General features: G+C 39.1%; 15 protein-coding genes. 1 reads left to right on the top strand and 14 read right to left on the bottom strand.

Going from position 1 to position 22,096, the window contains the following annotated elements; translation table 11 throughout:
- Positions 1–11 precede the first annotated feature (11 nt).
- From MHI38_RS06800 to MHI38_RS06815, 4 genes are all read right to left on the bottom strand, one after another.
- The gene (locus MHI38_RS06800; protein ID WP_154888227.1) at positions 12–596 is read right to left on the bottom strand and encodes an LOG family protein; all 585 of its coding nucleotides are present in this window, start codon (positions 594–596) and stop codon (positions 12–14) included.
- Positions 597–907: 311 nt separating this feature from the next.
- Positions 908–1,327, bottom strand: a complete 420-nt coding sequence (locus MHI38_RS06805; protein ID WP_154888225.1) for a hypothetical protein — start codon at positions 1,325–1,327, stop codon at positions 908–910.
- 210 nt (positions 1,328–1,537) lie between these two features.
- The gene (gene ung / locus MHI38_RS06810) at positions 1,538–2,206 is read right to left on the bottom strand and encodes a uracil-DNA glycosylase (RefSeq protein ID WP_090923710.1); all 669 of its coding nucleotides are present in this window, start codon (positions 2,204–2,206) and stop codon (positions 1,538–1,540) included.
- Positions 2,207–2,479: 273 nt separating this feature from the next.
- Positions 2,480–3,751 (bottom strand): MalY/PatB family protein, encoded by a 1,272-nt coding sequence (locus MHI38_RS06815; protein ID WP_341181061.1) that lies wholly within the window; start codon positions 3,749–3,751, stop codon positions 2,480–2,482.
- Between the two features lie 286 nt (positions 3,752–4,037).
- Between MHI38_RS06815 and MHI38_RS06820 the strand changes: the two genes are divergently transcribed.
- The gene (locus MHI38_RS06820; RefSeq protein WP_090923711.1) at positions 4,038–4,745 is read left to right on the top strand and encodes a helix-turn-helix domain-containing protein; all 708 of its coding nucleotides are present in this window, start codon (positions 4,038–4,040) and stop codon (positions 4,743–4,745) included.
- Between the two features lie 151 nt (positions 4,746–4,896).
- Here MHI38_RS06820 and MHI38_RS06825 read toward each other — a convergent pair whose 3' ends face one another.
- From MHI38_RS06825 to MHI38_RS06870, 10 genes are all read right to left on the bottom strand, one after another.
- Positions 4,897–7,818, bottom strand: a complete 2,922-nt coding sequence (locus MHI38_RS06825; protein ID WP_308722801.1) for an insulinase family protein — start codon at positions 7,816–7,818, stop codon at positions 4,897–4,899.
- 390 nt (positions 7,819–8,208) lie between these two features.
- Positions 8,209–9,261, bottom strand: coding sequence for a hypothetical protein (locus MHI38_RS06830; RefSeq protein WP_253492791.1), 1,053 nt, complete (start codon positions 9,259–9,261; stop codon positions 8,209–8,211).
- Positions 9,262–10,995, bottom strand: a complete 1,734-nt coding sequence (locus MHI38_RS06835; protein WP_154888218.1) for an ATP-binding cassette domain-containing protein — start codon at positions 10,993–10,995, stop codon at positions 9,262–9,264.
- Between the two features lie 20 nt (positions 10,996–11,015).
- The gene (locus tag MHI38_RS06840) at positions 11,016–12,764 is read right to left on the bottom strand and encodes an ABC transporter ATP-binding protein (RefSeq protein ID WP_341181062.1); all 1,749 of its coding nucleotides are present in this window, start codon (positions 12,762–12,764) and stop codon (positions 11,016–11,018) included.
- A complete protein-coding gene (locus MHI38_RS06845) occupies positions 12,757–13,029 on the bottom strand; it encodes an acyl carrier protein (protein ID WP_154888214.1) in 273 nt (90 codons plus the stop codon). The genes MHI38_RS06840 and MHI38_RS06845 overlap by 8 nt, the downstream gene beginning before the upstream one ends.
- 18 nt (positions 13,030–13,047) lie before the next feature.
- Positions 13,048–13,770 (bottom strand): thioesterase II family protein, encoded by a 723-nt coding sequence (locus tag MHI38_RS06850; protein WP_341181063.1) that lies wholly within the window; start codon positions 13,768–13,770, stop codon positions 13,048–13,050.
- Positions 13,767–14,750: a C39 family peptidase gene (locus MHI38_RS06855; protein ID WP_253492781.1), complete on the bottom strand. Its 984-nt coding sequence runs from the start codon at positions 14,748–14,750 to the stop codon at positions 13,767–13,769. Before MHI38_RS06855 ends, MHI38_RS06850 begins: the two co-directional genes overlap by 4 nt.
- The gene (locus MHI38_RS06860; protein ID WP_154888208.1) at positions 14,722–16,572 is read right to left on the bottom strand and encodes a non-ribosomal peptide synthetase; all 1,851 of its coding nucleotides are present in this window, start codon (positions 16,570–16,572) and stop codon (positions 14,722–14,724) included. The genes MHI38_RS06855 and MHI38_RS06860 overlap by 29 nt, the downstream gene beginning before the upstream one ends.
- A gap of 25 nt (positions 16,573–16,597) precedes the next feature.
- Complete coding sequence (gene asnB, locus MHI38_RS06865; protein ID WP_341181064.1) at positions 16,598–18,463, bottom strand: asparagine synthase (glutamine-hydrolyzing); 1,866 nt, start codon at positions 18,461–18,463, stop codon at positions 16,598–16,600.
- A gap of 193 nt (positions 18,464–18,656) precedes the next feature.
- On the bottom strand, positions 18,657–22,082 hold the full coding sequence (locus tag MHI38_RS06870) for a condensation domain-containing protein (protein ID WP_341181065.1): 3,426 nt from the start codon (positions 22,080–22,082) through the stop codon (positions 18,657–18,659).
- Positions 22,083–22,096: the final 14 nt, after the last annotated feature.

Below are 22,096 nucleotides of genomic sequence, written 5' to 3' on the forward strand. Positions count from 1 at the left end.
TCATTGGGTGTTTACTTTCCGCTGAGTTCAGACCATTTCTGAGTCAATTCCTTAGGGATGTAGGCAGCCATCCGAGCAAGCAGCTCAGCCGGATCAGACTCAAGACTCCACAAACTGAGATGTGATGTGTTGGAGAAGCCTTCGTGCACACTGTGCTCCACCATTTTCATAAGTGGTTCATAATAACCGTTGACATTCAAAAGGCCAACAGGTTTGCGATGAATGCCGATCTGTGCCCAGCACAGTACCTCGAACAATTCTTCAAACGTGCCCATCCCACCCGGAAGTGCGATAAATCCATCGGATAACTGTGCCATCGTCGACTTCCGTTCATGCATCGTACCCACTTCAATCAGTTGAGTAAGCCCGCCGTGAACCACCTCACCCCGGAATAACCCCGTAGGCATAACCCCAATCACTTCTCCGCCTGCCTCGAGAGCCGCATCCGCGACTGCCCCCATCAAACCCATACAAGACCCGCCATAGACCAGGGCATATCCGCTGCCCGCAATCTGTTCCCCCAAAAGGGAAGCGTGCTTAATATAATCAGGATGATTTCCCGGGTTAGACCCTGCAAAAACACATATCCGTTTCAAGTGGTTTCACTCCTTTTTGAGATCTATCTCCTTAGTATACAGTATAAGTGTCATTGCTATGTTACAGCACGTTAACAGAACTCATGCAAAACGTTATATGAAGTTTGAAATCGTTTATTTCTTTGCTTCTCCATGTTGCTTTCATACGCCTCCCGCTAAAAAAAGAGAAAAAAATACCCGACCGTTTGCAGCCGGCCGGGTTCCCAAATCCATACACATTAATTTAGAAGGGGTTGTTACTACCTACTATAAGATCGAAACATTAATGCTGTATGATCGCAGTATGAAATACATATTAAATTTAAACCAGACTACCGTATGCCGCGCCGCGAACGTACCACAAACATGTGCTTGTCCTTGCGAAGCAGACGGCCGTCTTCAAGCTCGACCTGATCTTCGTCATGTCTTACAATCCTAGTGGATAACGCTACAATTTTGGCACGCCGCCAAATCATAATCTGTGACTTGAAATAAATCGCATTTTCAAACTGCACTGCTTTTTTCATCACATATCCGATCTTGTGCACTTCAGAACGTGCTTTCTTCAGAGGCAGGCTTTCGTCAGGAAGTGGTTTGATCATTGCAATATTGTCAAACGATACTTTAATCCGTTTCGGTCCAATTCGAACACATTCCGTTTCTTCATCCCACTCTACCAGCGTTCCCTTCAGAGGCTCGCGAATTCCTGTTGCCCGGTATACTGCTACTTTTCGTCCAATCCAATGTCGCAATGTGCTCGCCTCCAATCTATCTATATCCGTTGAACCAAAGATATTTACACAGACACTCCAATGACAGAAGAACCTTCCAATCGCTGTTATCCCCAGATTTTTTGATTCCCTTTTCCAAAGGGGAAAATCCGGTGATAAAGGCGAACGCTTCGCTTTTTCAGGTTTTTTCTGTCCTCTCCGTTCCTTGTGTAAATGATTTGTTCAACATATCTAGTTTTCAGGTATTGTCCAATCGATCGGTTTAATACCTTTGGAGACGAGAAATTCATTGGCTTTGGAAAAAGGCCGACTGCCAAGAAAGCCGCGATGTGCAGCTAAAGGGCTCGGATGTGTTGATTCCAGCACCAGATGTTTGTCTCTATTAATAAAAGCACCCTTCTTCTGAGCATGACTTCCCCAAAGCATGTACACCATAGGCTCATTACGTTCATTAAGCTCACGAATGACGGCATCCGTGAACGTTTGCCAACCCAAGGCCTGATGAGAATTGGGCTGACTCTCCCGAACTGTCAGAACCGCATTTAGCAGCAATACACCCTGCTCTGCCCAGTGAATAAGTGAACCATGCTTTGGAACAGGCACACCCAGATCAGCCTGAAGTTCCTTATATATATTTTTCAGTGAAGGCGGTACGCGCACCCCCGGTCTGACCGAGAAACTTAATCCATGCGCCTGCCCTGCCCCGTGATAAGGATCTTGACCAATAATAACGGCTTTCACCCGATGATACGGGGTCAACTTCAAGGCAGAGAACAAATCTTCCTTGGGCGGGTAGACAGTCTGTGTTTTATATTCAGCAGCAAGTGCATAACGAATCTTGTCAAAATACTCCGCTTCCGTCTCCTGCTGCAACACCTCGTCCCAATCATTTCCAAACATAATATATAGGCTCCTTTCCCATGATGAATACATATCCGTGTAGCCCGTTTGGAAGGGCTCTTCCCTGCAAGAGTCACATGTCCCGCGACTCATAGACTATCCATCATTTTAACATAACCGTAGTCGACAGACCAGAAGTGTACGACGAAGAGAAAGGAAACCGTTCAGATAAATAAAAGAAACACTCAAAAAGGGACGAAACAGAATACGTTCTGCTCCGCCCCTTTCCTATTGATCTGTATATACCCGTGTTCATCGTAAAACCTACCGATGTTATACGTGTACGGGCACCTGTTTCACCTGTTTTTGTTCCGTCCGTTGGTCCACCAGCACCCGACTAATTCGACCCAAACCTTCCTTCAGGACAGAGCGAGGGCAAGCCAGGTTCAACCGGATACAACCTTCGCCGTTTGCCACAAACATTCCCCCATCCTCCAGTAATACGCCTGCTTGCTCCGCAAAGAACAGAGGCAGGCTGACATTCTTCGGTGCATATGGCGTAATATCAATCCAGGCAAGGTACGTTGCCTCAGGAATGTGAAAAACGGCAAGCGGCAGATGTGTTTTTAAAAAGTCATCAACATACGCAAAGTTATCATCCAGGTAAAGCTTTAACTGTCTCAGCCATTCATCGCCATGTTCATAAGCTGCTTGAGTTGCCGCAATGCTTAGCGGATTTTTGAAGCCATAATGACGTGCCTGCCAGATCTCCCTTAGTGCCTTGTTCGGAATGATAACGTTGGAGAACATCAGACCCGCCATGTTGAACGTTTTGCTGGGAGACATACAAGTTATAATTCGGTCTGTATCCGGGAACAGTTTGGCGAGTGGGGTATGTGTTTTTCCCGTACGAAGCAGATCACAATGAATCTCATCTGATATGATCCATAGCTCATTATTCAAACAGATTTCGCCTACTCGCTTCAGTTCCTCCGTGCCCCAGATGCGTCCAGATGGATTATGCGGATTACAGAAAATGCATACCCGAACTTTCTCGTCTCTGGCTTTCGCTTCAAAATCGTCAAAGTCAATTGTATAATGCCCTTCTTCATTTAACATGTCCGAGCACACCAGCTCAAGCTGGTTATGGTCTGCTGCCGATTTGAAAAATCCATAGGACGGTGTCAGGATCAATACCTTTTCGTCCGGCTGGCAGATATACTCCACCAGTTCATAGAGCGCGGGAATAATGCCATTCGATGTCTCCAGATGCTCCTTCGGGAAAGACCAGTCATAATATCGTTTCATCCAGCTTGCTACCGCTTCGTAGTAACTCGGGTCAAAAACTTGCGAATACCCCATAATGCGGCGATCCAGGCGTTCTCTCACGGCATCCAAAATCTCGGGAGGTGTGGCAAACTCCATATCGGCAATCCACATGCGGATGAACTCCTCATCCTTAAACGGAAATTCCATCTCACTCGTTGCGTTGAAAATATATTGGCGGAAACCATCCGTATTCATGGCGTTGGTTCCGGTGCGGTCAATGATCTCATCAAAATTATAAGAATTGTCTATCTTGTTCGTATTGCTCATCTTGGTCATGGGGTTAACTCCTCTGTCTTTTCGTTTCATCATTTATGGATGTTGGATCTATCCGTTCTTCGGTTCATCACTTCTAACCCTATTGTTCCATGCCGCGGGAGTTGCATCAAATGCAAGGGAATCTACTTAGAAGAAACAAATCAATTATGATGTTTCTTTAGAATAGGCTTTTCACTGAAAAAGTGATATATTTCTGATAGGCTTTGGCGTTTAAGAAAGACTTTCAGCTTATTTGTCTATTCTCAGGAAACACTTCTGATCATCCAACTCGATAAGGAGCACCCCAATGAACAATATCAACCAGGAAGTGGGCAAAAAAATACGAAACTTCCGCAAATGGCGCGGGCTCACCGTACAACAACTGGCAGACCAGATTTTCAAGAGCAAAGGTACTCTTTCCAAATATGAGAGCGGTGATATTACGCTGGATCTCGTCACACTACACCAGATTGCAGATGCGCTGAACATTCAGGTTGAGCAGTTGCTCTACCAAGAACCGAGGCATGCGTCTCCGCTGATGAACACGGTCCAATCCAGCTTTTTCAAAAACTCCACCCGCTTCTATTCGTACTTCTACGACGGCAGGAACAACAGTCTCATTCGCTGCGTGATCGACATGATGGCTCAATCGGACGCCAATCGTTACCGTACGGTGATGTATATGAATGTGAAGGATTTTGACAATTATCAGGAATGTGAAAATATGTACTGGGGTCACACCGAGCATTATGATACGTTGACTACACTCATTTTGAAAAATCAGGCTACACCACTGGAGAATCTGTATATTAATATTTTGGCATCCTTCCAGGAGTCGGAGAAAAAATGGGGACTTATGGCTGGTGTTTCATTCAGGCCGTTTATGCCCATTGCACTGAAAATGCTTTTCTCCCGAACACCGTTGCCGGAAACACCCGAGCTATACAATGAACTGAAAATCTCCAAAGAGGATCTGCGCACACTTAAAATTTACAACATGCTTGCGGTAACTTAAACAGGGACCCGAATAAGATAAAAAAGACACTTGCCCAAGCTGTTTCACTTACCAGCCCTTGCAAGTGTCTCTTCTTGTTATCTACAGATGTTTTTTCTAAAGATATTGATTGAATCTTTCTTTTCACAGCCGCAACCCTGGTTACCGCTCCTTAATGTTTGATCAGATCCAACGTTTCATCGAACTGTTGCTTCTGCTCTTCAATCTTGTGCTCATTTCCAATAACACACCGATGCTGTTGCTCCAGAATGGCAGAGACAAATCCGGCAAACCCGATAATATCGCTCTCTTTCGTACCAAGCACCTCATTGCGCTCCTGCTGCAGATCAGCTTCCGTCACATTGGACAGATAACATTCCAGCGAGAATGCCCCTTCACTGTAAGGCGTTCTTGGCGTATCCAGATCCTGGATCGCACCAATGATATAACGAGTCATCTCCCGTTCGTCGGCACGGAAATCGTTCAAATACTGCGGAATCTCCTCGTATACTTTGTAGGTTTTATCCAGATTCGGATCACGGTAGGAAGCCAGGAAACTGTCACCATTCCGTCTGAACCCGGACATACAGCCGTAAGCGCCACCTTTGGCACGGATATTGTTCCACAGATAGTCCAGTGACAATATACCCTGTAACACACGTAATGAGCCCGTATAGGCGTAGCCCTTTTCAGCATAGTTCCCGGTTTGAACGACATATTGAACCTCGGAAGGAGAACGGAAACCTTCGTTATGTGTTGCAGGCGTAAAGGTAAAAGCTTCCTTCGCCACATCATGTGTGAACAGCTTGGCTTTCAGTGCGGACACCTGCTCTTCCAGACCTTCGTATCCTTTATCGTCTGCCGTGTAACTGACAAGCAGGTTCTCCGGTCTGAAAATGTAACCCATCAGCTCTTGCAGGCTGGAAGACAGCTGTTCTTTTTTCGCATCAAAGTTCGCCTGTAGATCCTCAAGCCACTGATAATAAGCAATCCCGCTAACCGCCTCCCGGAAATCAGCAACGGCTGAATGTTTCGAGGACGATCTGGCAACTCCTGCGGAATGACCACTGTTGATCAGACTGCGTTGCAAATTACCTTTGACCTGAGAAATAATCTCGAAAAGTCGCTTCGAGTTGTCAAAACGGGACGTAAACACGATCTCCTTGATCATATCAAAAGCAAATCCCAGTTTGTCATACAGTACTTTCGCATTGAACTCATAGGTTGCTTTGAAATCATGAAGCTGATGCGCATTCGCATAAGAACCAACCCCGCTGTTGATGCCTCCAGAATGGATATGAATTTCATTCGATAACTCGTTAAACAAGTAGTTTTGAGTGTCCACGTAACCAAGGACGTTTTTGAGCAATCCCACATAAGGCAACAAGCGGCGCGGTACTTCCTTGATATCAAACAACATTCTCAGATAACCAATACCGTTCGTATACAAGTTATGATGCAAAATCGTTGTGCCATCCACGTTGTTCAGCGTTTGGTACAGTTTAGACGCCTTCGTATCAATGTCCTCAATAGACAACGTCGGGATGACTTGCTGCTGTTCTTTGGTGGAAGGGGTGTTCTGGTACTCGGCAAGCGCCTCGGTGCGCTTAATCATATCCTGCACCTCTTCTGGACGAAGTCCAGCCTGCACCGACTTCAACCGCTCCTTCAGTGCCTCTTCCTTGCGTGCGTTCAAGCCTTTGTCCGGTGTGAGCGCAACAAATGATGTATGTGTGTTTTGTAATAAATACTTCTCAATCAGTTGTTCAAAATAACCGTCTTTCATTTTGGACCGAAGTTCTGCAAATACATCATTCGCTTCAAAATACGTGAAAGGCGCTTCCTTATCATACAGCCAGCTTTGGAGGGAGGAGAGTCCGTAGATCAGTCCTTTCGGCATCCGGCCAAAGTCCGCTTCCCGGTGGTTGAACTCATAAGAATTAATGCCGGCAAGCAATGCTTTCGGATCAAAGCCTTCTTTTACAACGCGCTCCAGCACTTCCTTGATTGTACCGAGAAATTCGTCCTTGCTGGACAAGTTGCTCTTCTTCAGTCCCACCGTGAACACGGGTTGATACAAGCTATCATCATAAGAGCCGTAGACATCCTTCGCGATGCCTTTATCCAGCAAGGCTTGCTTCAGAACAGCTCCCGGTGCATTGAGCAGTGCGTATAACAAAATCTGAAACGCAATGTTCAATTCCTTATCCAAACTTGTGCCAATCACCGCATTATAGGTCAAAAAGCTATTGTCTACTTCGGATTCCGTACTTCCCGCAGAGTAGGACTTCACCGTATCCACCCGTTTCGGGAAAGCAGATTGCAGTTTAATCTCGGAGTCAATCTCGATCCGATCATAGTTGCCTAAGTAATTTTCATCCAGCCACTGCAGCTTTTCTTCCATATCCATATCCCCGTATAGATAGATGTAACTGTTGGACGGATGATAGTACCGTTTGTGGAAATCAAGCAATCCTTCATAAGTGAGATCCAGAATCGCCTCCGGGAAGCCCCCAGATTCACAGGAGTATGTTGTATCCGGGAAAAGAGAATTCAGCACCTCTCGTCGAACCAACCGTTCTGGCGAAGAAAAGGCACCCTTCATCTCGTTATACACTACGCCGTTGTATGTCAGTTCGTCTTCTGGTGAAGTCAGGTTGTAATTCCAACCTTCCTGCAAAAATATTTTTTCATTCTCATAAATATTCGTATTTAATACCGCATCCAGATACACATCCATCAAGTTATGGAAGTCATGATCGTTGCGACTCGCAACGGGGTAGACGGTTTTGTCAGGATACGTCATCGCGTTGAGGAATGTATTGAGTGAACCTTTGAGCAGCTCCACAAAAGAATCTTTAGCCGGGAACTTTTTCGAGCCACATAGCACGGAGTGTTCCAGAATATGAGCTACCCCTGTATCATCTTCAGGAGGTGTGCGAAAACCGATGTTGAACACCTTGTTATCATCACTATTGGACAACAGTATGATATGAGCACCCGATTTTTGATGTTCCAGCAGGTACGCATCGGATTTCAGTTCTTCGATTCTACGCTCCTGTAATACCTTATATGGCTTAAGCTGTTTCAACATAAACTTGAGTCCTCCGTCCATAGATTGTTGTGTTGGTTGATGGGAAAGGTAATATATGCCTATCGATAGTATACACCATTGTGACCTCTCTTCATAAATAGACGCCCGAATCCACTTTCTGATATGTATTATGTGGGGGTTGTGTTTATGAAATGTGTTGTTCAAATGAAATTGTTGGATGTGATATGCACCTCTAAAATAAACAAATCTTATAGGTCTATTGATCCCTTTCCACTTTTCAAACTTTGAAGATACAGATCAAGGTTAAAGAAAGCAGCTCAAGTTGAGCTGCTTTCTTTAACCTTTTTTAATATTTCTAGATATTACGTTAGTACCCTGTTTTTCTTTCAAGTTCAATAATTGGGTGGAGTTGTGTCTCACAAACCATTCCTATTTCTTCAAGCAGGCAAGGAAAAGCTCCGCTGTTTCCCGCTCAGTAGCATATAATTTATTTAATCTTTCCTTGAAATCAGTATTATAAGTGACAGGCCTTGAGGATTCTACGTAATACAATACTTTATTTTTGTAAGCCTGCCAACTATTACTAAGGTCTTGATACTTTTTTTGTAACATATCTTTTTCTTGTTGATCAATGACATTATATTCGTATAATAATTCCACCAAAAGAAAATTCCTTTTTTGTAAATTAAATGGCATTTTGCATATATGATATAAATGTTCTTTATCCTTCGCCGCAAATACGATTTCATCAACATTTTCTGCATAACATTGGATGGCGCCAATGCCATATTCATCATAATATATTTCGTCATAATCTTTACGAACATTTGATAAATATACGTTTAGGTTATCTACTGTTAACTTTTTCAGATCCTTGAATAATGTTTTTGATTCTTCAAATGGCTTTAATTTTAAAATGTGCAAAATAACGTTCTCTTCATTTGTACCATTGTTCATATTTTGAAAAGCCAAATTAAAGTCTGTGTAAGAAAGATTGTATTCTTCTAGATGCCCCAGTTGCACACAATCCTCCAATAACAAAAAAGACTGCTTGGCTTCATCGTATCCATAGATTAGAGTAGGATGTATTAAAGTTTTTTTCTTGTACTCAATACCACCAGAAAAGTAAAACCGATCCAACTCTAGTGATACATAACAACCTTCGCTTAATTTTTGTTTGATTAAATTTTCAGCCTCGTCCTCTGAGTTTGGCCATAAGTGCTCCACATGAAAAAATTGATCAAGTTCTGGTAGATTGTAAAGTACCTGTAATGTGAGCCATCCTTCATTTAAGTACTCTTGAATTACATCCTGACCCGATTTTTCTGGTATTAACAATCTCTTTGCATAATAAGCCTGAGAGAAGCAAGGAAGATATGTCCACACTTCGTTGTGTGCACTTAGGATGCTTAACATATTATTGGAAACACAATTAATCCATAACTCATTGTAAGGCTTAATAGCTAATTCTATTCGTTTCACTTAAATTTCCTCAATTCCAGCATTTTTAATTTTCCAATAAAACCCCTTTTTATTCATTAACTCTGAATGTGTTCCTACTTCAGCGATCCCGCCTTCGTTCATAACGATAATTCGATCTGCTAGAGGCAGAAGACTCAGGCGATGGGTAATGAGGATTGCAGCTTTATTTTTTAAGAAGTTTTTCATGGATTCCACTATTTTTTGTTCGTTTCCTTTGTCTAACGCAGATGTAGGTTCGTCCATAATAATAAAATCACTCTCAGTACGTATAAACGCTCTAGATAATGCTAACCTCTGCTTTTGCCCACCTGAAAAATTGGATCCTTGTTCACTAATAAGAGTATTATAAGATTCAGGCAACTGTTCAATGTATGTTTCTAGCCCCGCTAAAGTTGAAGCTTTACTTATATCGTGGTCGGTAATTCCTTGTAAATTCAGCTCCATATTTTCACGTATGCTTCCCGAAAAAAGATAAGCTGATTGACTTACATACACAGCATTCTGAGTAGAATCTGTCTCTTCTCTAATGACTACTCTTCCAGATGTAGGTACATAGAGACCACTACACACCTTAGCGAGTGAAGATTTGCCAGAACCACTTGCTCCTATAACGATAACTGTCTCATCTTTTTTTAATTTAAAATTCACATTTTTCAAAATTGCTTCATGACTACTTTCTGGCTGAAACGATACATTTTCCAAAGAAAGCACTGTATCTTTATCTAATAATCCTTGTTCTTTAGAAATTATCGTTTCGCTATCCGCATTACGGTTAGTTTTTAGAAATTCGTTGATTCGCCGGAAAGCCCCTACCCCTTCTTGCACCTGACTATACTGATTTGACATTCCAAGAACTGGCCAAACAACCAACTCAAAAAGCACACTAAATGTAACAATTGTACCTGGAGTTAATGAATCTCTTGAAGCAGCAATTGCAATGAAAATTAGGGCAACAATATAGATTAATTGAAAGCTACCTTCTGTAAAAGTTCGACTCATAGAATTGACCATGGCAAGTTTAGTTTGTGATTGGTTTAGTTCACCCCTCTGTCTCTCAAATTGATCTACATAAAGATTCTTGGCCCCATATATTTTAACAACCGCCAAGCCTTGAATAAATTCTTGTGATGTTTCACGTAGTTTCAGTTCTTTCTCCTGTACAAGGCTTGATTGATTGCGTATCTTTCGATCGAAAATACGACCAATCATAAAAAGAACAGGGGATCCAAAAGCACCTAACAATGCTAATACCACATCTATTCGAATTAAGTAAATGAAAGAGAAGATGATAAGTAACAAGACAGTGGCGAACTCAATTAACGATTCTATAATTTTTGAACTATGCTCAACATCTTCCTTCACTCTGGAAACTAGTTCTCCAGAGTGAAACATCTTTATTTTTTGATATGGCATATTGTTAAGTACATCGAATAACCTCAACGTCAGATCACGATGAACGTAACCGAGTAACTTAACGATGATATGGCGATGTATTGATAAAAATAGAATGCCTGCTAATAGTAAAGAAATAACTAGTTTGATTAAGGAGAAAAGTTCCTCTTTCGTACCTGTGGTCGCGGTATCAATGAATAATCCCTGAATTTTAGCTACACCTATCTCAAACGAAACATCTACTAGCATTAAGAAAGGGAGAAAAGCTAAAATCATCCAATATTTTTTCAAATAACCCCATAAAAGAGATAATGTTTTTTTTGTACTGATAATCTCATCCATACGTTATGCTAATCCCCTTCCTACATGTATTCGTTTTGTAACAATCGGTAATATTCGCCTTGCTTGTTTATCAATTCTTCGTGACTGCCGATTTCTTCAATAACACCGTCTTTGAGATAAACAATAATGTCTGCATGTCTGATCGTTTCTAGATTGTGAGCAACAATAAATGTTGTGCATTCTTTTGCAATGTAATCTATCGACTCTTTGAATTTTTTCTCATTTTCAATGTCCAAAGCTGAAGTTGGTTCGTCTAACAAAAAAATTGCGGGTCTTCTCAAATAGACACGAGCTAAAGAAAGTCGCTGAATCTCTCCTCCAGACAAACTAACACCACGCTCTCCAATAACCGTATTATAACCTTCGGGTAGAGCAACAATCCTGTCATGTAAATGAGCCAATCTCGCCGCAAATTCTATTTCCTCTGATGAAGCATTATTTAATCCGAAACAAATATTATCTCTAATGGAACCAGTGAAAATGACCGCATCCTGAGAAACATAACCGATACAGCTTCTCCATTCATGAATATCGATATCATTAATAGGTACATCACCGTATAGGATTTTACCTTGCTCAGGGTCATAGAATCGAAGTAGTAATTTCATTAAAGTTGACTTACCTGAACCACTTGGACCAACGATCGCAACCGTTTGACCTGAGTTGATTTTTAAATTGAAATTTTTCAAACCTTTGTTTCCATTTGAGTAACTGTACTTTAGGTTTTCAAACGTAAGGTTGTAAGCATTTACATTATCAGAGCTAACTCTCCCTTTTAATCCATTGTTTTTCTCATCAGGTAAATCTATGATTGTAAAAACTCTCTGTGCTTGTGTTAGAGATTGAATCGTATCAGTCCATAAACTAGAAATAGATAACAGTGGATTTATAAGTTGTCCACTTGTAACAACAAATGTAGCCAAACTCGCCACAGCCAAGTCTCCATTGAACACCTGATAACCGCCGAAACCTAGCGTGAAAATCATTCCACCAAAAGTAGCAAACCTATTCAGTGAATCGATGCTTCTCTCTAATATAGAGATTTTAAAAGTACGCTGTAGAACCTGATGAAGTCTGTCCGATAGCAATAATCGTAAATGTTTTTGCAATTGGAATGTTCTTACTTCCTCAACACCTTGTACGGATTCTTGAAGTATAACATCTCTTTTTGCAACTTCGTCCCCTTGACGGTCATAATGATTACGCAAAAACCGCGATATAGGGTAAGTCATCATCGGGTAAGCTAATGTGAAGCTAATCAATCCGATGGTTAAGGGGAAATTTAGCCAGCTGAAATATGCCAAGCTGAAAAGTATCTGTAGTAGATTTTGAAATAAAACAAGAAACTTTTCGTTGACTCCTGTTTGTGCATTGGTGACAGAGCTAAGCAATCTACCTAATAGATCACTGCTATGATAGTCCTCTAAGGACTCTTGCTTCTTTCTGTAAATCTCGTTAAGAACGTCACGTTGCATTCCGCTTATAGATTCATTTTTCACTTTAATCATAACTCTGTCCTGTAAAAGACCAAGAACTATTTGAACTAGAGTAGTAGCTATTGCTAAAAAAGCACCAATATACACGGCTTGAAGAGACTTTGAGGTAGCACCCGAAATTATTCTTCGAATCGATTCAAGATAACCTAAGTTTATAAAAGCTAAGCACACAATTATTAGTAATAAACAAATATATAATATAAGATAAGATTTAGAATGCTTAATTAGCCTCGAGAAAGTTTTAGCAGCTGAATATGAGACAGTCTTATCCATTTTTTTTCTCTAAGGAATTATTTTTGTTTAATTCGGATTCGATATAATCTACAATATCTTTGATCGTCGGAAAATAACTAATGTCTAATCTCTCTTCATCAAATGAAATATTAAATTCATTTTCTATTAGAATTACAAGTTTGATAAAGCTAATAGAGTTAACTCCAGCTTGAATTAAATTCGTTTCCATTGAAATTTCTATTTCAATCCCAGGTAGTTCTTTATGCAACATATCAATAAATTGCTTTTCAATTTCATTAGTCATATTTATAGTACTCCTGTCTTATTGAATTTTCATTTCGGTTAATATTTGTTGAATGACTTTTTCTTCATCCTCATGAATAAAAAAATGACCACCATGAAATATTTTTATATTTTTTTGAGTTGATTCTGTAAAATCATACCACCCGCGTATTGAATCTAGGTCACAGGGTGTGTCTGCGTCCCCAACATAAATAGACAAGGGCAGCCCCATTGAAGGTGTTTCCTGAAAAGCATACTCTTCGACTAATCGAAAATCATTTCTAATAACAGGTAAGAAGATACGCAGCAATTCCTGATCTTGTAAAATGATTTCCGGTGTGCCTCCTAAATTCCTAATGGTCTCTGATAGACTAGAATCATTTATTTCTTGTACTTTCTTTTGTCTACTGGTACCAAACAAGTTAGGAGGTAAACACCCCGAGATAATAACATGTTGGGGAATATTCTCCTTTTTCCCCTCAAGTCTTCTTGATACTTCGTAAGCTAACATACCACCTAAGCTGTGTCCAAAAATGCTGTAGGACGTCTCAATATTGGCATCTTGAATTTGCTGAAGCAAATCTTCAACACCATCATCAAAGTTATCATACAATGCCTCATTTAAGCGGCGACCATGCCCTCTCATTTCCAATGGAATTATATGTACAACCCCTTCTAAACTTTTCCTCCATTTATAATATATCGAAGCATTTCCGCCGGCATAGGGAATACAAAATAACACAGGCGTGGATTGATTGCTCATAAAATTGGCTTCCTTTCATTAATGCAGACCAACTTTTTTTCCATTTCCAGTATTCTATTTATTCCATCAATAGAAATAGAAATCCGATCATATGAATAAACCGAAGAAAAATAGTATTTCCCCCAAATAATACGAATACTTTTCCACTCTTCTAATAAATTGCCTATCAGTTGTAATCGTTCTTGGTTTTGATCAAAATAAAAATATCTTGCACATTCAACCTGTTTAGCTGTAACAATTTGATTTAGACTTGAAAATATGGGTTCTATAAATTGAACCAGATGATCCGGATCCCGACATACATCCTTAAGCCATCTTGAATATTGTTCTAATTGAATAATACCTTTTTCATATAAATGTTGGTGATTAATTATATTATCCTCAAATCTTCCAACCCAACTGTAATTTTCATCTTCAGATTGATAAAAAAATTCGTAATAAGAAATAGGGTTTTCTTCAGAATGCTTTAAATCGAAAAAGCCATTGTAAGCCTGTTTAAGACTATCAAACGAAATCCATTTCAACTCATAGTTTAGACTGTCTTTGTTCAAATGCTCCATTATAGCAAACTGTTGAGTAGCATCATTGTAACCGATGATTAATATCGTATGAGCCCAATGTTCATTGAGGTACATGTCTGAGCGAATATTTTCAAAATAGCAGTCTAGCCAAATGATAACTGGATTGTTAAGATTAATGGCCTGAATAAGCTCATTAACTATGTCGTCTTTTCTGTGGCATGTATTGATTTTATAGTTTTCTTCAACGAAAATTTGTTCAGGATCACGGAAGTTATGATATACCATCTCTAACATGCCAGGCGTTTGGATGTTTTGATTATATAAAATAATATCATTTGTAATATGTGGATATATGCTTCTATTCATCCATTCTAATACGGGAAACAAGGCATTATAAAAACAGCTTTTATAAAAAAAATGGTTAAATGGTTTAATTCCCTGAATAACTTTTACTGTCATCTAGTTCCTCCTGTTCCGCCATCTCTAATTTCATCTCATTGTATTTTATCTCCACGTAGCGGGCAATTTCAGAGAGTTGCGAGTTTTCAAATATGACTTCTAACGTCAAATCCACCTCATATTTTTCATATATCTTAGCAATCATGTTCATTATATTGATAGAGTTCCCACCAAGCTGTAAAAAAGCATGATTACGTCCAACTAATTCAATTTCAAGGATTTCCTCCCAAATTAGGGCAATCTCTTTCTCATATTGACTAATCGGTGGATCATATTCTACCAAATCAGGTGCAGGAAGTGCGGAGTATTCAATCTTTCCATTTTCATTGAGAGGAAATTCCAAAAGCTCAAAGAAATATGAGGGAATCATTGGCTCCAACAAAATATTTTCAATACTTTTTTTATATTTTTCAAAGGAATACGAAGTTTCATCTGGTGATCTAAAATTGGGAATGACATAGGCAACTATCATTAGATCTCCTGAAGGCATGTCCTTTGCGATCACAGCTACATCTTTTACTAGTCCCGTAGCCATAATAGTATGCTCAATTTCATTTAGTTCAACACGATGTCCTCGAATCTTGACTTGTCTGTCTTTTCGTCCCATAAATTCAATATTTCCATCTGGCAGCAATCTACCCATATCTCCAGTTCTATATACCCAGTCTCCTTCAAGTTCAGAGAATGGATTTTGAATGAATCTTATTCGGTTTAAATTTTCATTATTAAAATATCCTAGACTGCGGTAAGGAGTACGAATAATGATTTCTCCTTTAGTACCATCAGTACAAACCTGTAATTCTTCGTTCACAATAACTGCACGTGCTCCGGACATTGGTAGGCCAATGGGCATTCTTGCACGATGTACATCCTGTGGTTTTATTTTGTAAAATAATTTGGCCAGTGTAGTCTCGGTAGGTCCATAAAGATTAATTAGTTGGACGTGAGTACCCATTGTCTCATACCAATTTTTTAATTTTTTAGGACTAATCTCTTCTCCAGCTAGAAATATATATTCAAGAGATTTGAAATATTCTCGATCTTGTTTAAACATATTCATATTTTTGAATAAACTTGGGGTACAGTGAATTACTTGAACTTCACTTTCTTCTATCCATGTCATTAGTTTTTCCGCGTATAAGAGAACAGACTTGGATTCAGGTATGCAAATGGTTCCTCCTGATAGTAGAGGTACCAGGATATCTCTTAGAAAGGGATCGTGACTTGGAGAAGTCAGTTGGCTAACTTTCTTTCCACCCATTAAATCAAATTCGTTGATTTCCCAATCTGTGTAGTGCAGCAACCCTTTATTTCGACCGACTATTGCATTAGGCAGTCCACTAGTTCCTGATGAAAAGTATATATACACCGCATCATCCTCATCATATTCGAGAGAATGTAAAATTTCAGTGTTAGCTAATATTTCTAGATTAGAATTTGTTGCCTCAAGCAGCCTAACGCCGCGTTCCTGGATCATGGCAAACCGCGATTCAATATGCTCCACGATAATTACTTTCAGTTCCGCTGCTTCTATCATGGATTCTAATCTTTTATTCGGATAATCGGCATCTAGGGGCACAAAAACACAACCAGCATTCCAAATACCAATCATCGCTGCGATTAGAATAAAACGGTCATGGACAGAAACACCAACAAAGCTTCCCGTCTCTATATTTTCATTTCTCAGCCAATGGGTAATCTGATTAGATTTTGACTGTAACTCGGAATATGAAATATGCCGAGTTTGGTACTCTATTGCACATTGATTCTGATATAAGCTAAAACTTTCTGATATTTTTGCCTGGATTGTTCTCTCATCCACCACTTTATACCCCCAGTTTTTTAATTTATAAGTCCGGCATATCAAAGACATCTAAAAACACACAAAAAGTAATAATAATAATTAGTAAATCTCTCTCATAGGGAACATTTAGTTTGAAACCATTTTGACTATATTGAGCCAATAATTCATGCACAAAATCAGGGTTAAAATAACCTTGTTTTTTTATCCTCTCATAAGAAAGAAGGCTTAGTAAATATTCATTCCCCTCTTGAATCAATTCGGGACTGCCAGGAGCTACGAAAGCAAATTTGGGACGTTTAATTATTTCTTCAGGAACGAATTGATCGGCAATTTTTTTTAATGCATACTTCTCGTTAAAACCTTTCAGTTTTAGATTTGGTGGTAGTATTCTCGAAGTGAATTCGATTAGCTTCGCATCTAAAAACGGATAACGAGCTTCAACTGAATTCGCGTAGGCCATTCGATCGCCATGACCGGCTAGCAAATGTTCAGGAAGTCTTAATTTAAAATCAATGTACGAACGTTTATGTAATAAATGAATATCTGTGATCTTGTTCTTACAAATGACAGGATGATTTAGACAATTTATCAACGAAAAATCAACTGATATCTTTTCACTATAGAGTTTTAATTTTAAATATTGAAGTTCACTGTAATTTTGTTCATAAAAAAAACTGGGATCCCCCCATAAGTTTTCTCGAATGGCAAGTTCTTCTTTTGCAACCGCTTTAGTACCTTTTTGAGCATTAAACTGATCAAAACGGTAACCCACATACCCTGCAAACAACTCGTCAGCACCTTCACCAGTAAGTATTGCTTTAATTCCTTCACGATTTACAAGTTTAGAAAGCATATAAGAAGCCGTATTGTAACTCTCTTTTAAAGCGGTCTCCGAATGCCACACCACATCTCGCAATTGTTCTGTGATGTCGTTTATATCAAATTCATATTCATAGTGTTTGGAGTTTATCGTTTTTGCGATCAGTTTCTGATATTTGGCTTCATTTAATTTTTTGTCTCGAAAAGTAATAGAGAATGTTTTCCTTGAGTCTGTAGAGAACTCTGACGCCTTAAGAGCGATCATAGAGGAGTCTAAACCTCCACTCACGTACAAGCCTACCGGAGAATCAGCATTTAACCTAATATTTACAGCTTCTGAAAAAACATCTTCTAATTCTTCTAAATAATCATGCTCTTGTTTTACTGATTTCCCCACTTCATTTAGCTTTGGATATATAAGATCCCAGTACTGAACTTTCTCCGCTACACCACCAGAAATTTTCAAGTAATGCCCGTTCTCAAGACTAAAAATATCTTCAAATAAGGTGTTTGGAGCAACTATGCTAGGGAATGTAAATAGTTGATCTAGAGCAATAAGATTCACCTTTTTTTTAACTGAGGGGTGTTGCAAGATTGACTTGATTTCCGATGCAAATATGACGTCTTCGTTTTTAATTGTATAGAATAACGGACATATTCCCGTTTGGTCACGTATAAGAAACATTTCCTCACGTTTTGAATCGTATAACGCAATGGCGAATTGACCATTCAAATAGTTTATAAAGTTCATCCCATATTGTTCATACAGATGAGGTATAATTTCCATGTCACAATTTGTATTAATTACATGTCCATGGGTTAGCAGCGTTTGTTTTAAATTTTCATAGTTGTAAATCTCTCCATTACACACAGCCACAACTGTACCTTCTTCGTTAAAAAAAGGCTGCTGACCATGCTCAAGATCAAGTAAACTAAGTCTTGTAAAACCCAACGCTAATCGTTTCGTTATATATTGGGAACGATCGTCTGGTCCTCTATGGTGGAGTAATTGAATCATCTTTTCCAATGTAGCAACAGCAACGACATTATCTTTCAATTTTAGATTGAACACACCGCAAATTCCGCACATATTACCTCCACAGTTAATAAATGAATTAACTATATGTATTGTACAACCGGAAGAATATCGACTTCTGCATCGTAAGCTAATGACGGTTTCGAAATAGGTAGCTGAATTAATAATTATTTTTAATTCAAAACGTGATAGAAACCGTCATTAACATATAAAAGTCAATAATTTATATTCTGACTTAAGTATCCAGTCAATTTAAATCATCATTAAAATCAAGAAAAGCTTTATCGTTTCTTGAGCTTTCAATTAAGAAGATGTCTCTTAATCTTACATTCGAATTTGAGCATATCTCTTTAATTAAGTGAAGATAGTTATTTAACCATAACTGGATCGTTGATTCCCGGTACAGTTCAGTACTGTAATCTAAAACAATCCCTAATTTCTCAGGAGACTCATAGACTTCCATCTTAAAATCAAATTTTGCTGTATCATTAGAAAACTGCTTACTGACGAAAGATAAGTTATCAATATTCATAATGTTTGATTTGTTATTCTGCATAATGAACATTGTATCAAACACTGGATTTCTGTTTATATCGTGAGAATATTCTGCTTTTTGAGCGATCAGTTCGAAAGGATAGCTCTGGTAATTCAAAGCATTATGGATTATTTCACGCACAGAATGTAAAAACTCTTTAAATGTTTGATCTTGTTTCGGCTTCACACGCAATGCAAGTGTATTTACAAACATGCCCACAACCCTTTCCCACTCTGATCGTGATCTGCCTGAGGTGGGGGTACCTATTATAATGTCTTCTTGACCTGAAAATTTATGCAAGAGCAGCGCATATACCGCAAACAGAAAAGTGAATGTGGTTACTCCTTCTGCCATTGCCTTCTCTCTTACTTGACTAGTTAGAGCTGAGTCTAGATCAATACCGACCTCATCTCCCGTTCCTTCTCGTATGTCAGGACGACTATAATCCATTGGCATATCTAGAACAGGAAGTTTTCCCTTCAAATGCTCAAGCCAGAATCGTTCCTGTTCATCAAAAATTTGGAGGCCTTCCTTGCTTTGTTGCCAGAATATATAATCTTGATAACTGTGACTAACAACTTCAAGGTTTTTTCCAAGATAGAGACTGACAAAATCTTCCATTAAAATATTCATAGATACACCATCTGAAACAAGATGATGCACATCAAAAAAGACACAATAATGGTCACTACTACAATGAACTATACCTACTCTGATTAAAATTTCAGTAGATATATCAAAAGGTCTTACAAAGTCCCGATATAGTGATTCAATATCATTATTTCCAAGATGAAGATGCTCAATTTCAAACTCATATTCTTCTATTTTCTGCATGGGCTCTTGTTTTACAAAATGAAATGACGCTTGCAAATGCTGATGTAATTTAACAAGTGTATGAAGTGAATCTTCTAATCTTTCTAGGTCAATCTCTCCAAATATATCTAGAGATCCAGGCATATTGTAACTTGTATTTAATTTCGATCTTTGAAGAGCATAAAATATACCTCTCTGTGCAAATGTAAGCGGTATAAATCCCTTATTTTTTACCACCGGATCATAGGATTTTATCTGACGCATTGGGTCTGATTTTGTTTCCACATAGTTTGTAAACTCTGAAATCGTAGGATGAACAAATAATTTACTGATCTCAAGATCAACCTGAAGATGATCACGTAGCTTATTAACAATTTTCAGAGCATAAATGGAGTCTCCTCCTAATTCATAGAAATTAGCATCTTCATTTATTTCGTTGTAACCTAACACTTCCTTCCAGACTTGATTCACTGTCTGCTGAACTGTTTTGATGGATGTTCCATTAGAATAAGTTTCATCAACACATTTATTCTTGTCGATCTCCAACCAACAACGAATTCTTTCAAACGGATACGAAGGAAGTGAAATCTTATTTACTGGAGCATTATAAACATCTCTTAAATCAACTTGTTCTCCCTGTAGATATTGGTTAAACAAGTCTCTGAAAGGTTCGTAAAGACCTAATTTAGTAGGTAGAACAAAACGATCAAACGGAACTACAAGACATAAATCTAATTTGCGTAGGAGGTCTTCATAATCGGTAAAAAAGACTAATATTCGCTCCGAATAATGTCCCCTACCTGTATTAATTGTATAGCACATCCCTTTCAAGTCAACATCTGGATTTAAAGACAAAAATGATTTATATGTTTTGAGAAGTACGTAAAGCACCTCAGAGTTTCGTGCAGAAATAGCTAATACATTAATTGAATTTTCGTTTAAGTGGCTCGTATCGGCTGTCTGTAGTGTCTTAGTATCGTACGCCTCTAAAACCAGATGGCAATTAGTTCCACTCATACCAAACGCACTCACCCCACATCGTCTAACAACGTCATTATCACTCCATTGAGATAATGCTTGGTTGACATAGAAAGGCGAGTTGATAAAATCAATGAGTTTATTCGGACAATCAAAATGTAGAGATGGAGGGATTACTTTGTGTTTTAGTGACAATACACTCTTGATCACTCCAGCAATTCCTGCTGCTGCATCCAAATGCCCAATATTCGATTTTAAAGATCCGATACCACAGAATTGCTTTTGATCTGTGAATTTCCTCATTGCTCTGGTTAGAGCTTCTACTTCAATAGGATCTCCTATTTTGGTACCCGTTCCATGTGCTTCTATATAAGAGATCGTACTCGGTTCGATTCTGGCATCTTTCCAGGCTTTAAGCAATACTTCTTCCTGAGCCGCAACATTAGGCGTAGTAATACCAGCAGATTTACCATCCTGATTAATTGCACTACCTTTGATGATAGCGTAAATATGGTCTCCCTCACTCTGAGCCGCATGAAGTGATTTCAACATAATTGCAGCGGCTCCTTCTCCACTAACTGTTCCATCAGCCCCTTCTGCAAAAGCGCGAACCTTAGATGTACTAGATTCAATTCCAATCTTGTTTCCACTCTCTGTTGGCAAAAGATTGAGATTTACTCCACCACATATGGCTGCCTCGCAATCCCCATTACGAATAGCTTTACAAGCTGTATGTATTGCTACTAACGAAGAGGAGCATGAAGAATCAATTAGCATACTTGGACCCTTCAAATCTAATAAATAGGAAATTCTGCTTCCTATAATAGCATTTAGCCCCCCTGCTACATTTTCCAACTCAGGGCTAATATCTTGAACATAATTTTGATACAGCCCACCAGCGTTTCCGCTAAAACCGACATATACTCCAGTTTCACTACCAACTAATCTGGTGCCCCCGTATCCAGCATCTTCAATAGCCTTCCATGCAACCTCTAAAAAGAGCCTTTGGTTTGGATCCATTGCTTTTGCTTCGGCAGGAGATAATCCAAAGAAGTGAAAATCGAATGTATCGACATTTTTCACATATCCTGCTTTAACATATCCGGGATTTGGGACGTTTTTAAAGTCTAGATAACGATCCAAATCCATTTTTCTATCTTCCGGTAATTCCACAATTAGATCTTTGCCATCGCAGAGGTTTGTCCAAAACTCATCTAATGTCTCACTACCTGGAAAATAACCTGCCATTCCAATAATGGCAATATCCCTGTTATCTACTTTTTGTACATTCTGAACGATAGAAGCCTTGTTGCTACTGTACCCTAAAGATAAATCCTTCAATTTCATCATCGTTTTTTCCC

This window comes from Paenibacillus sp. FSL K6-1558, from assembly GCF_038002565.1.
Taxonomy (GTDB): domain Bacteria; phylum Bacillota; class Bacilli; order Paenibacillales; family Paenibacillaceae; genus Paenibacillus; species Paenibacillus polysaccharolyticus.